Genomic DNA, 13833 nt, shown 5'->3' on the forward strand with positions numbered 1-13833 from the left:
CGGGTTTATCCCTCGCGAGCGACGGCGCGATAGCCGATATCTGTCCGGCAGTATATATCGTTGAAGTGGATTCGTTGCACGGCCGCGTAGGCCTTTGCCTGCGCGCTCCTGACGTCCGCCCCGAGACCGACTACGCAGAGCACGCGGCCGCCGGCGGTCACGACCCGGCCCTCGCTGTCGATGGCGGTTCCGGCGTGGAACACATGGGCGTCGGGGTCGGCCTCGACGGCTTCCAGGCCGTTGATCACGTCGCCCTTGCGGTACTCGCCGGGGTAGCCACCGGCGGCCAGGACCACGCCCAGGGCGACCCGAGGGTCCCACTCTGCCCGGGCTTTGTCGAGGCGGCCGTCGAGCGCGGCCTCCACCAGTTCGGTGAGGTCGGAGTCCAGGCGGCTCAGGATCGGCTGGGTCTCCGGGTCGCCGAAGCGGCAGTTGAACTCCAGTACCTTCGGATGGCCCGCGGCGTCGATCATCACGCCGGCATAGAGAAAGCCGGTATAGCGCTCGCCGTCCAAGGCCATGCCCCGCACGGTCGGCTCGATGACCTCGCGCAGGATGCGCTCGTGGAGGTGGTCGGTCACCACCGGGGCCGGGGAGTAGGCGCCCATGCCGCCGGTGTTGGGGCCCTGATCACCGTTGTCACGCGCCTTGTGGTCCTGCGAGGAGGCCAGGGGCAGTACGTGCTCGCCGTCCACCATGCAGATGAAGCTGGCCTCTTCCCCGGTCAGGAATTCCTCGATCACGACCCGGTTACCGGCCGCGCCAAACGCGTTACCGGCCAGCATGTCGTGCACCGCGGCGCGTGCCTCGTCCTCCGTCTGCGCGAGGATCACGCCCTTGCCGGCGGCAAGACCGTCGGCCTTGACCACGATGGGCGCGCCGTGGGCGGCGATGAACTCCAGCGCCGCCGTTTCGTCCTCGAAGCTGCCGTAGGCGGCGGTCGGGATGCCGTGGCGCTGCATGAAGTCCTTGGCGAAGGACTTCGAGCCCTCCAGTTGTGCGGCCCGGGCAGAGGGGCCGAAGCAGCGCCGGCCCGCGGCGCGGAACGCATCCACCACGCCGGCCACCAGCGGGGCCTCGGGCCCGACCACGGTAAAGTCGACGGCCTCGCGCTCCGCCAGCGCCAGCAGCGCGTCGATGTCGGTCACGCCGACCTCGACGTTCTCGCACTTGGCCTCGCGCGCGGTGCCTGCGTTGCCGGGGGCTACCAGGACGCGTTCGATGCGCGGCGACTGCGCCAGCTTCCAGGCCAGCGCGTGCTCGCGGCCGCCGTTGCCGATTACCAGTACGTTCATCAGGACCTCAGTGGCGGAAGTGGCGCATGCCGGTGAACAGCATGGCGATGTCGTGCTCGTTAGCCGCGTCGATGACTTCCTGGTCGCGCATCGAGCCGCCCGGCTGGATCACCGCGGTGATGCCGGCCTCGGCGGCGGCATCGATGCCGTCACGGAACGGGAAGAAGGCATCCGAGGCCATCACCGAGCCGGCCACCTGCAGGCCCTCGTCGGCGGCCTTGATGCCGGCGATGCGGGCGGAGTACACGCGGCTCATCTGCCCGGCCCCGACCCCGATGGTCTGCTCGTCGCGGGCATAGACGATGGCGTTGGACTTCACGTACTTGCCCACCTGCCAGGCGAAGCAGAGGTCCTTCATCTCCTGTTCCGAGGGCGCGCGCGCGGTCACGGTCTTCAGCTCCACATCGGCCAGGCTGCCGCGATCGGCATCCTGTACCAGGAGCCCGCCGCCGATGCGCTTGTAGTCGAGGCCGGGACCGACACCCGCCGGCGGGATCTCCAGCACGCGAACATTCTTCTTGGTGGCCAGCGCGCGCAGGGCGCCCGGCGTGATCTCGGGGGCGATGACCACCTCGACGAACTGGCGGCTGACGATCGCGTGCGCGGTGTCGCCGTCCAGCGGGCGGTTGAAGGCAATGATGCCGCCGAAGGCGGAGGTCGGGTCGGTCTGGAAGGCGCGTTCGTAGGCCATCAGCTGGGTCGGGGCAACGGCCACGCCGCAGGGGTTGGCGTGCTTGACGATCACGCAGGCCCCGGCCTCGAACTGGCGCACGCACTCCCAGGCGGCATCGGCATCCGCCAGGTTGTTGTAGGACAGCGACTTGCCCTGATGCTGGTGGTAGCTGGCCAGGGTGCCGGGGGTGGGCTGCGGGTCGCGGTAGAACGCGGCGCGCTGGTGCGGGTTCTCGCCGTAGCGCAGGGTCTCCACCCGCTCGAAGGTGGCGTTCATCTGCCCGGGGAAGGGCGCGATCTCGCCATCCTCGTCCAGGCCCGACAGGTAGTTGCTGATCGCGGCATCGTAGCGCGCCACGTGATCGAAGGCCGCCACCGCCAGACGGAAGCGCAGCGACGGCGGGAGCTCGCCCTGGTCGCCGATGGCCGCTGCGATCTCGCTGTACTGGTCGGGGCTGGTGGCCACGGCCACGTCACGATAGTTCTTCGCCGCCGCGCGCAGCATGGCCGGGCCGCCGATGTCGATGTTCTCGATGGCGTCTTCCAGGCTGCAGCCGGGACGGGCCACCGTCGCCTCGAACGGGTAGAGGTTCACCACCAGCAGGTCGATCGGCGGGATGTCCTGCTCGGCCATCACCGCGGAGTCGATGTCGCGCCGGCCCAGCAGCCCGCCGTGGATGCGCGGGTGCAGGGTCTTGACCCGGCCGTCCATGATCTCGGGGAAGCCCGTGTGCGCGGAAACCTCGATGACCGGAAGGTTGTTTTCGGCCAGCAGGCGGGCGGTTCCGCCGGTGGACAGAAGCTCGACGCCGCGCTCGTGCAAGGCGCGGGCGAGTTCCACGACGCCGGTCTTCTCGGAGACCGACAAAAGGGCGCGCTGGATGGGACGGCTGGGGGTCATGCGGGGCCTCGGAATCGGGTCAAAACCGCCATTATATCGAACGCGCGGCACAGATGGACGGGCAGCGAAAGGTGCCGGGCCGGGGCCGGCGGGGCGGGCCTCAACTTGTAATTTTTGCGCAAAACCTTCAGGGTATAAAAACGATTTCGGACACAACGCCCGCGTTCAGACGCAGCGCGCGGCGCCGCAAGCGATCCCCGAGCCAGGCGGGATGGGCCCGCCAGACCACGGCTCGGCATCCGGGTAATGAAGAGCCCTCCGGATGTGCAGGATGAACCGGCCAGGCCGGTGCCGGGTGCTGCGAACAACGCACCTGGCGCATTGATACCCGAACACCAGGTGACCATCGCCTGGCGCGATCGGGCTGCTGGCGAGACCGCCGAGGAATGCGGGGGTCGCGGTTCACTGCGTTTGCGGGGTGTTGTGCCGACGGATCGGCCCCGGGCCCGTCCGTTCACGCTTACAACAGCAGCAAAAGCCAAGAGGAACCAGCATGGCAGCGAACATCAAGAATGATCAGGACTTCGGTGACAAGCCGACCGAACGCCGCGATACCGAGAACTACCTCAACGAGTACACCACCGGCTTCGTCGACAAGTGGGATGACCTGATCGACTGGGACAACCGCGCCAAGAGCGAAGGCACCTTCTTCATCGAGGAACTGAAGAAGCGTGGCGCCAAGCGCGTGCTGGACGTGGCTGCCGGTACCGGTTTCCATTCCGTGCAGCTCCTCGAGGCCGGTTTCGACGTGGTGACCGCCGACGGTGCGCCGGAGATGCTCGTCAAGGCCTTCGAGAACGGTCGCAAGCGCGGGCACATCCTGCGCACCGTGCAGGCCGACTGGCGCATGCTGAACCGCGATATCTACGGCCGCTACGACGCCGTGGTCTGTCTCGGCAACTCGTTTACCCACCTGTTCAATGAACACGACCGCCGCAAGGCACTGGCCGAGTTCTACTCCGCCCTGAACCACGATGGCGTGCTGATCCTTGACCAGCGCAACTACGACACCATCATGGACCACGGCTACTCGTCCAAGCACACCTACTACTACTGCGGCGACGACGTCCAGGTGCAGCCGGCCCACGTTGACGAAGGCCTGGCGCGCTTCCAGTACAAGTTCCCGGATGGCTCCGAGTACTTCCTGAACATGTTCCCGCTGCGCAAGGCCTATGTCCGCCGCCTGATGCGCGAGGTCGGTTTCCAGAAGATCGAGACCTACGGGGACTTCCAGGAGACCTACCGCGAGACCGATCCCGACTTCTTCATCCACGTGGCCGACAAGCGTTATATCGAGGGCGAGGAACGATGAGCGAGAACTACTCCGACGTAGTCGAGACCGCTCGCGACTACTACAACAGCGAGGACGCCGACACCTTCTACAAGATGGTGTGGGGTGGTGAAGACCTCCATATCGGTTTGTACGAATACAAGGACGAGCCGATCGGCGACGCCAGCCGCCGTACCGTCGCGCACATGTCCGATCTCCTGGGCGAGCCGCAGCCAGAATGGCGCGTGCTCGACATGGGCGCCGGTTACGGCGGTGTCGCGCGCTACCTGGTGGAAAACTACGGTTGTGATGTCACCGCGCTGAACCTGTCCGAGAAGGAAAACGAGCGCGATCGCGAGATCAACAAGGCGCGTCACCTCGACGACAAGATCACCGTGGTCGACGGCTCCTTCGAGAAGGTCGACGAGCCGGACGAATCCTACGATGTCGTCTGGTCCGAGGACTCCTTCCTGCACAGCCAGAACGAAGACAAGAAGAAGGTGATCCAGGAGGCCGCGCGCGTCCTGAAGCCGGGTGGCTGGCTGATCTTCACCGATCCGATGCAGACCGACGACTGCCCGGATGGCGTGCTGGACCCGATCCTGGCCCGCATCCATCTGGATTCGCTGGCGAGCCCGTCGCTGTACCGCGAGGCGGCCAAGGCGGCCGGCCTGGAAGAGGTCAGCTTCGAGGAGCACTCCGGTCAGATCTCGACCCATTACGGTCGCGTGAAGCAGGAGCTCGAGTCCCGCGAGGACGAGCTGAAGAACTACATCTCGCAGGACTACATCGACCGCATGAAGCAGGGCCTGCAGCACTGGGTCGATGGCGGCAACTCGGGTTACCTGACCTGGGGCATCTTCCGCTTCCGCAAGCCGGCCCGCTAATCGCGCGCAGGACCGAGGGGCTGGCCGCCGTCAGGCGGGCAGCCGCCTCCAGACCCCGTCCACGCGGCCTTCGAGCGGCTGGAAGCGGGTCTTGTATTCCATCTTCGGCGCCTGGTCGATCCAGTAGCCGAGGTAGACATGGGGCAGACCCAGGCGGTGCGCATGTGCCACCTGGGTCAGGATTGCGAGGGTGCCCAGGCCGCGACGCGGCTGGTCCGGATCGAAGAAGCTGTACATCGCCGACAGCCCCTGCGGGGTGCGGTCGGTGACGGCCACCGCCACCAGCGTACCGGCCTGGCGGAATTCGATCAGATCCACCGGGCCGTTGCGGTGCGCAAGCATCCCCGCGTATTCCTCGTGCCCCATCTGCTCCATGCCGCCGCCCGCGTGGCGGCTGGCCTGGTAGCGCGAAAACAACGGCATGTGCTCGTCGAGATCGGCGGCGGGCCCTGTCCCGGGCTGCTCCGGCGGGCGCCGGATGGCAACCGCGAGATCGTGGTTGCGGTTCAGGCAGCGGCGCTGGCTCCGGTTCGGGCGGAAATTCGCCACCGGGATACGCACCGGCACGCAGGCGGCGCACTCGGGGCAATGATGCCGATAGACAAACTGGCCGCTGCGGCGAAAGCCCTCGGCGAGTAGCTGGCCAAAGCGCGCCCCGCCCAGACTGACCGCGGGGTCGACCAGCAGACTCTGCATCTCGCGGTCGTCCAGATAGGGGCAGGCCTGCGGGGCAGTGATGAACCAGCGGATCGGATGTTCCTGCATGGCGCTATCGTGACAGTTCTGCTCACGGGCGCAACCAGGCCGCATCCGGGGCCGCCACGAGACACGAAAGGGCCTGCCACCAGGGTGGGCTCCACGCACGGGATGGAACCCCGGCGTGTACACTTATCCCATTCGAAACCAATGGTGTACGGCACATGACGGCAACACGCAAAGACATCGAGAACGCGCTGAAAGAGCGCATCCTGATCCTGGACGGCGGTATGGGTACCACCATCCAGCTGTACAAGCTGGAGGAGGCCGACTACCGCGGCGAGCGCTTCAAGGACTGGAAGTCCGACCTGAAAGGCAACAACGACCTGTTGTCCCTCACGCGTCCGGACATCATCGAGCAGATCCACAACGACTACCTCGAAGCCGGTGCCGACATCATCGAGGCCAACACCTTCAACGGTACCCGCATCGCGATGGCGGACTACCACATGGAGGACCTCGTCCCCGAGCTGAACCGCGAATCCGCGAAGCTCGCGCGCAAGGCGGCCGACGCGTGGACCGAGAAGACCCCGGACAAGCCGCGCTACGTCGCCGGCATCCTCGGCCCGACCAACCGCACCGCGTCGATCTCCCCGGACGTGAACGATCCCGGCGCGCGCAACGTCGATTTCGACACCCTGGTCGACTCCTACAAGGAAGCGGCCGAGGCCCTGGTCGAGGGCGGCGTGGACCTGCTGCTGATCGAGACCGTGTTCGACACCCTGAACGCCAAGGCCGCGATCTTCGCGGTGAAGACGCTGGAAGACGAGCTCGGGAAGGAACTCCCGATCATGATCTCCGGCACCATTACCGACGCCTCCGGCCGTACCCTCTCCGGCCAGACCACCGAGGCGTTCTGGAACTCCGTGCGTCACGCCAACCCGGTCTCGATCGGGCTGAACTGTGCGCTGGGTGCCAAGGAAATGCGCCAGTACGTGGCCGACCTGTCGCGCATCGCCGATACCTTTGTCTCCGCGCACCCGAATGCCGGTCTGCCGAACGAGTTTGGTGATTACGACGAGAGCCCGGAACAGATGGCCGAGGACGTCGGACCCTGGGCCGAATCGGGTCTTCTGAACATCATCGGCGGCTGCTGCGGCACGCTGCCCGAGCACATCCGGGCCATGCGCGAGGCGGTCGAGAAGCATCCCCCGCGCAAGGTGCCGGAGGTCGAGCCGGCCTGCCGCCTGTCCGGTCTGGAACCGTGCAACATCACCGACGATTCGCTGTTCGTGAACGTCGGCGAGCGCACCAACGTGACCGGGTCGCGCAAGTTCCTGCGCCTGATCCAGAACGAGGAATTCGACGTCGCGCTGGAAGTCGCGCTGAATCAGGTCGAGGGTGGCGCCCAGATCATCGACATCAACATGGACGAGGGCATGCTGGAGTCGCAGGAGGCAATGGTCCGCTTCCTCAACCTCCTGGCCGGCGAGCCCGATATCGCCCGCGTCCCGGTGATGATCGACTCCTCCAAGTTCGAGATCATCGAAGCGGGCCTGAAGTGCGTGCAGGGCAAGCCGGTGGTCAACTCGATCTCCATGAAGGAAGGCGAGGAAAACTTCATCAAGCAGGCCCAGCTGTGCCGCCGCTATGGCGCCGCGATCGTGGTCATGGCCTTCGACGAGGACGGCCAGGCGGATGACGAACAGCGTCGTGTCGAGATCTGTACCCGGGCCTACAAGCTGCTGACCGAGAAGGTCGGCTTCCCGGCCGAGGACATCATCTTCGACCCGAACATCTTCGCGGTCGCGACCGGCATCGAGGAGCACAACAACTATGGCGTGGACTTCATCGAGGCCACCCGTCGCATCAAGAACGACCTGCCGCACGCACTGGTCTCCGGCGGCGTGTCCAACGTGTCGTTCTCGTTCCGTGGCAACGAGCCGGTGCGCGAGGCGATCCACGCCGTATTCCTGTACCACGCCATCAAGGCAGGCATGGACATGGGTATCGTCAACGCCGGTCAGCTGGCGGTGTACGACGACATCGATCCGAAGCTGAAGGAAGCGGTCGAGGACGTCGTCTTGAACCGCCGCGACGACGCGACCGACCGGCTGCTCGAGCTGTCCGAGGAATACAAGGGCCAGGGCGGCGGCAAGAAGGAAGAGAATCTCGAGTGGCGCGAATGGGAGGTCTCCAAGCGCCTCGAGCACTCCCTGGTCAAGGGCATCGACACCTACGTGGTCGACGACACCGAAGAGGCGCGCCAGGCCTATGACCGCCCGATCCAGGTGATCGAGGGGCCGCTGATGGACGGCATGAACGTGGTCGGCGACCTGTTCGGCGAGGGCAAGATGTTCCTGCCGCAGGTGGTCAAGTCCGCGCGCGTGATGAAGAAGGCCGTGGCCCACCTGATCCCGTACATCGAGGCCGAGAAGACCGGCACCGAGAACAACGGCAAGATCCTGATGGCCACGGTGAAGGGCGACGTCCACGATATCGGCAAGAACATCGTCGGCGTGGTCCTGCAGTGCAACAACTTCGAGGTGATCGACATCGGCGTGATGCAGCCGGGGGCCGATATCCTGAAGGCGGCCAAGGAGCATGACGTCGACGTCATTGGCCTGTCCGGCCTGATCACGCCCTCGCTGGAGGAGATGGCGAACTTCGCCGCCGACCTCGAACGTGAAGGCATGAAGACCCCGCTGATGATCGGCGGCGCGACCACCTCGCGCGCCCACACCGCGGTGAAGATCGAACCGAACTACTCCGGCCCGGTGGTCTGGGTGAAGGACGCCTCGCGCGCCGTGGGCGTGGCCCAGAGCCTGATCAGCCCGGAACTGCGCGAGAACTACGCCGCCGAGATCCGCGAGGAATACGAGAAGCTGCGCGTGCAGAACGCCGGCCGCAAGAAGAAGACCCAGTGGGTCACCCTCGAGAAGGCGCGCGCCAACAAGCCGCCGATCGACTGGTCCGAGTACACGCCGCCGAAGCCGAAGGCGCTGGAGACCGACGACCTGCCGGGCCAGCCGAAGGTGCTGCACCCGCACGGCGATGGCTCCGTGCTGCTGCGCTTCGACGACTACGATCTGAACGAGGTCGCCGAGTACATCGACTGGACGCCGTTCTTCCACTCCTGGCAGCTGCACGCCGCCTACCCGCGCATCCTGGATGACGAGAAGGTCGGCGAAGAGGCGCGCAAGTTGTTCAAGGACGGCCAGGAGATGCTGAAGCGGATGATCGACGAGAAGTGGGTGACCCTGCGTGGCGTGGTTGGCTTCTTCCCGGCGAACACCGTCGATGACGACGACATCGAGGTCTACACGGACGACAGCCGCTCCAAGGTGCTGAAGAAGCTGCACCACCTGCGCCAGCAGACCGAGAAGCGTCGCGGGCAGCCGAGCCATTCGCTGGCCGATTTCGTGATGCCCAAGGAAGCCGGTGGTCCGGACTACATCGGGGCCTTCGCGGTCAGCGCGGGTGGCGATGTCGACGCCAAGGCCAAGGAATACGAGAAGGCCAACGACGACTATCACGCTATCCTCGTGAAGGGGCTGGCCGACCGCCTGGCCGAGGCCTTCGCCGAGTGCATGCACCAGCACGTCCGCCGCGAATACTGGGGCTATGTCCCGGACGAGTCGCTGGCCAACGAGGACCTGATCGAGGAGAAGTACCAGGGCATCCGCCCGGCGCCGGGCTACCCGGCCTGCCCGGAGCACACCGAGAAGGCGACCCTGTGGGAGCTCCTGCAGCCGGAAGAGAACGCCGACATGACGCTCACCGAGAGCTACGCCATGTTGCCGGTCTCGGCCGTCTCCGGCTGGTATTTCGCGCATCCAGAGTCGCGCTACTTCGGTCTCGGCAAGGTCAACCGCGACCAGGTAGAGGACTACGCCAAGCGCAAGGGCATGTCGTTCGAGGAGGCCGAGCGCTGGCTCGCGCCGAACATCGGCTACGACGACAGCGACGAGGCCAAGGCGGAAGCCAAGGCCGAGCGCGAGGCCCGGACCGCGTAAGTCCGCGATCCTGCCTCCGGGCGGGCCGGGTGACCGGCACCGACCCGGCAAACTGCGAGCCCCGCCCCGTGCGGGGCTCGCTTTGTTTGGGGTACCGCGCCACACTGGACGGGTCCGTCCCCTTTCGGATGGGCTTGGCCCCAACCGGAGTCCGCGCATGTCCGCTCGTGAACCCGCGATCGACGCTCGACCGGCGATGCTCCGCAATCATCCGTTCGGCTTCATTCTGAGCCTGGTGCTGATCCCGGCCTTCGGCCTGGGCCTGCTGATCCTGCTGTGGTGGTATCTGCAGACCCGTTCGGTGCGCCTGCGCATCGACGCCGACCAGGTGCATCTCGAACGCGGCCTGTTGTCGAAGTCGCACGTGGACCTCGATATCGGCCAGATCCGCACGGTGAAGGTGGACCAGAGCTTCTTCGACCGGATCTTCCGTGTCGGCCAGATCGCGGTGTACACGACCGGCGACAACCCGGAATTCCGGGTTAGCGGCATCCCGGACCCCAACCGGGTGCGCGAGTACGTTCGGGAGCGCCGCGAGGCCGTGGCATGAGCCGCTCCGACCGCCGCGACAGCCGCCTGGCGCTGCGTATCCTGCTCGGCACCTCGGCGCTCGTGGCCCTGTTCGTCGCCCTGCTGGTGCTGGCGGCGGCCGTGTCCCTCCCGGGGCTGTCGGACTGGGTCGCGCTGACGTTCGATGACGGCATGGGTCTGAAGAACGCGGCCCTGGTCGCGGCCATCGTCTCGGTGCTGGTGTCGATCGTCTTTGCCCTGGCCGCCGGCGAGGGACTGATCGGGGAGCTGCAGTTCATGATCCCCGGTTTCTTCCTGTTCTTTGTGTTCTTCTGGCTGATGCTGGCCTGGATCTTTTGATCCGGGCCCGCTACCCGTGCATCCTTCCCGTCCCCGACAAGCCCCGGAGCCCCCAGCGTGACCACCGACGCGGACAACGAAGCGAACCCCCAGCATCACCTGACCCTGCGCCCGACACGGATCGAGGACTACGAGGACATCCGCGAGATCATGGAGCGGGTCTACCACGACCTCGACGGTGCCTGGAGCGAGGCGCAGTTCCGTTCCCAGGTGATGCGCTTCCCCGAGGGGCAGATCTGCATCGAGGACAACGGCAAGGTAGTCGCCGCCGCCATCAGCCTGATCGTCGAGTACAAGCGCTTCGGCGATCACCACAACTACTGGCAGATCACCGGCAACGGCTTCCTGACGACCCACGACCCGGACGGCGACACGCTCTATGGCGTGGACATCTTCGTGCACCCGGACTACCGGGGGCTGCGCCTGGGGCGGCGCCTGTACGACGCGCGCAAGGAGCTGTGCGAGAAGCTGAACCTGCGGGCGATCGTCGCCGGTGGGCGTATCCCCGGCTACGAGCAGTACCGCGACGAGCTGACGCCGCAGCAGTACGTCCGCCGGGTGAAGAACCACGAGATCATCGACCCGATCCTGACCTTCCAGCTGGCGAACGACTTTCACGTCCGCAAGATCATCACCAACTACCTGCCGGATGATGAGAAGTCCGGGGCCTACGCGACCCTGATCGAGTGGCTGAACATCTACTACGAGGAGAAGGAAAAGCTGATCGGCGGCAGCCGCTCGGACGTGCGCATCGGCGTGGTCCAGTGGCAGATGCGCCCGACGGTCGACCTGGATGCCCTGTTCCAGCAGGTGGAGTACTTCGTGGACGCCGTCTCCGGCTACCGCTCCGATTGCGTGCTGTTCCCGGAGTTCTTCAACGGACCGCTGATGGGCGCGTTCAACCAGGACTACCCGGCCGAGGCCGTGCGCCGCCTGGCCGAATACACCGAGGCGGTCCGCGAGGAGATGGTGCGCCTGGCGCTCGCCTACAACATCAACATCGTGGCCGGCTCGATGCCCGAGTACACCGACGACGTGCTGCGCAATGTCTCCTATCTGTGCCGTCGCGATGGCACCTGGGACCGCCAGTACAAGATCCACGTGACCCCGGACGAGGTGTCCTACTGGGGACTGCAGGGCGGCGACGAGGTGCATGTCTTCGACACCGACTTTGGCAAGATCGGCATCCTGATCTGCTACGACGTGGAGTTCCCCGAACTGCCGCGGGTGATGGCCGATCACGGCCTGCAGATACTGTTCGTCCCCTACTGGACCGACACCAAGAATGCCTATCTCCGGGTACGGCGTTGCGCCCAGGCCCGCGCGATCGAGAACGAGTGCTACGTGGTCATGTCCGGCTCGGTCGGTAACCTGCCCAAGGTCGAGAACATGGACATGCAGTACTCCCAGGCCGCGGTGTTCACGCCGTCGGACTTTGCCTTCCCGCATGACGCGGTGGCGGCGGAGGCGACCCCGAATACCGAGATGACCCTGATCGTGGACCTTGACCTCGACAACCTGAAGGAACTGCGCAACCACGGGTCGGTGCGCAACCTGCGCGACCGCCGCCGCGACCTCTACTCGGTCAAGTGGAAGTCCAAACCGGTGTAGGGGGCCCCGGGCGATGACCCATGCGTGGGCGGCGTGTGTCCGGAAAACGTGAACGGGTTCCGGTTGCCCGGAGGACGCCACTGGCATCCGGCCGTCCGGGCCCTTAGTCTTGCCGGTACAGGGAACATCGGTCGCGGCATGTCCGCCGTGGCCGGGGCCGCACCGTCGCCAGGCGGGCGTCTGCCAGTCAGGGGGAAACAATGAGCGACCAGATGCCGGACCCGCAACGCGCCGCGATCCTCGTGGTGGATGACTCCAAGGTCATCCGGGTCGCGTTACAGCGCATCCTGCAGGGGCAGAACACGGTCTACGAGGCCGCCGATGGCGAGCAGGCCCTGGAACTGCTGCAGCAGTATCCGGATATCGGACTGGTCCTGACCGACCTGTCCATGCCGGGCATTGATGGCCAGGACCTTTTGCTGCGCATTCGGGACGGTATCGACGACGTCCCCACCGATCTGCCGGTCGTGATCGTGACCGGCCAGGAGAGCGACGAGGCCGCCAGTGACGAGTGGCGTTCGCTGGGTGCCAATGCCGTCCTGATGAAGCCCTTCGTGCCCACCCGCGTGCGCGAGGTGGTGGCCGAGCTCCTGCCGCCGCCCCCGGAGCCCGAGGTCGCCGAGCCCGAGCCGGCAGGGGCCGCGGATTCCGCCGAGACCCAGGCGCTGCGCGACGAGGTCGAGCGTCTGCGCCGCGAGCTGATGCTGCGCCAGCAATCATCCAACGAACGCGAAGCGCAGAAGGAGCTGGAGCGGCTGCGCAATGCCCTGGGCGAGGCCCGCGACGAATCCACAGCCGCGTTCCAGCGAGCGGAGGAGCGTGAGCGCGAGATCGAGAGCCTGCAGGCCCGCCTGGAAGAGACCGAGACGGCCCTGGCCGCGGCGCGGGCCCGCGACGAAGAGGCCGCGGCGGCAAGCGAGAAGACCGAGGACCGCGAGGCGAAGCTTGCGACCCTGCGGGCACGAGTGGAGGAGCTGGAGAGCGAGGACGGCGAGGCGCCGGGCGCGTCCAGCGAGGAGATGGACCAGCTGCGCAGCCGGGTGCGCGAGCTGGAGGGCGAGACCGTCCGCCTGGACCACGAACTGGTCGAGCTCGAGCGCCAGCGCGAAGCGGTGCAGAAGGATCTGAAGGAAGCCAGGGACGAAGCCCAGCGTCTGCGCCGCGAGCGCAATCAGCAGTGCGAGCGCGCGGCGGCCGCCGAGAAGGCCCGGGCCGAGGCGGAACAACGCTGTGCCGAGAGTGGCGAGTCGGCCGCGGAACTGGGCGAGCGCTTGGTGGCGCGCGAGAAGGAACTGGCCGAGGCCCAGCGGCGTAACCAGGACCTGCGTGGCCGCATTCGCGATCTCGAGCATGCCCTCACCGGCCACAGCACCACGGCCGCCGCGGAACCCGCGAGCGAGACCGCACTAGCGGAGTCCATGAAGGCGGAGCCGGAGGACCGCCCGCGGGCCCCGTACCAGGAGGGCCGGCACGATCGTCCCGCGCGTCTGGGGCGCCGGCGCTGGTTCCGGGTGGCGTTTGTCGGGGTGCTGGCGGTGGTCGTGGCCCTGGGGGTCGCGATCTACTTGCGGGGTTACTGAGGACGCCGGCCGCGCGGCAGGTAGCGCGGGTCAGG

Annotated in this window: 10 protein-coding genes; 7 read left to right on the forward strand and 3 right to left on the reverse strand. The window is 66.5% G+C overall.

The annotated features are described in order from the left end of the window. Positions 1–5 precede the first annotated feature (5 nt). Together purD and purH are read right to left on the reverse strand one after the other, a co-directional pair. Positions 6–1295 carry a phosphoribosylamine--glycine ligase gene (gene purD / locus F817_RS0106405; RefSeq protein WP_024326872.1) on the reverse strand — a complete coding sequence of 430 codons (1290 nt, stop codon included), beginning with the start codon at positions 1293–1295 and terminating at the stop codon, positions 6–8. Between the two features lie 7 nt (positions 1296–1302). Next, on the reverse strand, positions 1303–2868 hold the full coding sequence (gene purH, locus F817_RS0106410) for a bifunctional phosphoribosylaminoimidazolecarboxamide formyltransferase/IMP cyclohydrolase (protein WP_024326873.1): 1566 nt from the start codon (positions 2866–2868) through the stop codon (positions 1303–1305). A 493-nt stretch (positions 2869–3361) separates the two neighbouring features. Here purH and F817_RS0106415 point away from each other — a divergent pair, with 493 nt between their 5' ends. Both F817_RS0106415 and F817_RS0106420 read left to right on the forward strand, forming a co-directional pair. Further along, positions 3362–4180 (forward strand): class I SAM-dependent methyltransferase, encoded by an 819-nt coding sequence (locus tag F817_RS0106415; RefSeq protein ID WP_017940941.1) that lies wholly within the window; start codon positions 3362–3364, stop codon positions 4178–4180. Next, a complete protein-coding gene (locus tag F817_RS0106420; RefSeq protein ID WP_017940942.1) occupies positions 4177–5025 on the forward strand; it encodes a methyltransferase domain-containing protein in 849 nt (282 codons plus the stop codon). The genes F817_RS0106415 and F817_RS0106420 overlap by 4 nt, the downstream gene beginning before the upstream one ends. A gap of 30 nt (positions 5026–5055) precedes the next feature. Here the strand turns inward: F817_RS0106420 and F817_RS0106425 are convergent, their stop codons facing one another. After that, on the reverse strand, positions 5056–5790 hold the full coding sequence (locus tag F817_RS0106425) for an arginyltransferase (RefSeq protein WP_024326874.1): 735 nt from the start codon (positions 5788–5790) through the stop codon (positions 5056–5058). Positions 5791–5945: 155 nt separating this feature from the next. On the opposite strand from F817_RS0106425, the gene metH reads away from it, so the two are divergent. The 5 genes from metH to F817_RS0106450 all read left to right on the forward strand — a co-directional run bounded on the left by metH (position 5946) and on the right by F817_RS0106450 (position 13798). Continuing rightward, positions 5946–9737 (forward strand): methionine synthase, encoded by a 3792-nt coding sequence (gene metH / locus F817_RS0106430; RefSeq protein WP_024326875.1) that lies wholly within the window; start codon positions 5946–5948, stop codon positions 9735–9737. 157 nt (positions 9738–9894) lie between these two features. Continuing rightward, a complete protein-coding gene (locus F817_RS0106435; protein ID WP_024326876.1) occupies positions 9895–10287 on the forward strand; it encodes a PH domain-containing protein in 393 nt (130 codons plus the stop codon). Next, positions 10284–10607, forward strand: a complete 324-nt coding sequence (locus tag F817_RS0106440) for a hypothetical protein (RefSeq protein ID WP_024326877.1) — start codon at positions 10284–10286, stop codon at positions 10605–10607. Before F817_RS0106435 ends, F817_RS0106440 begins: the two co-directional genes overlap by 4 nt. A gap of 57 nt (positions 10608–10664) precedes the next feature. Then, positions 10665–12218, forward strand: a complete 1554-nt coding sequence (locus F817_RS0106445; protein ID WP_024326878.1) for a bifunctional GNAT family N-acetyltransferase/carbon-nitrogen hydrolase family protein — start codon at positions 10665–10667, stop codon at positions 12216–12218. A 200-nt stretch (positions 12219–12418) separates the two neighbouring features. Beyond that, on the forward strand, positions 12419–13798 hold the full coding sequence (locus tag F817_RS0106450) for a response regulator (RefSeq protein WP_024326879.1): 1380 nt from the start codon (positions 12419–12421) through the stop codon (positions 13796–13798). Positions 13799–13833 lie beyond the last annotated feature (35 nt).

Source organism: Thioalkalivibrio sp. AKL19 (assembly GCF_000420165.1).
Classification (GTDB): Bacteria; Pseudomonadota; Gammaproteobacteria; order Ectothiorhodospirales; family Ectothiorhodospiraceae; genus Thioalkalivibrio.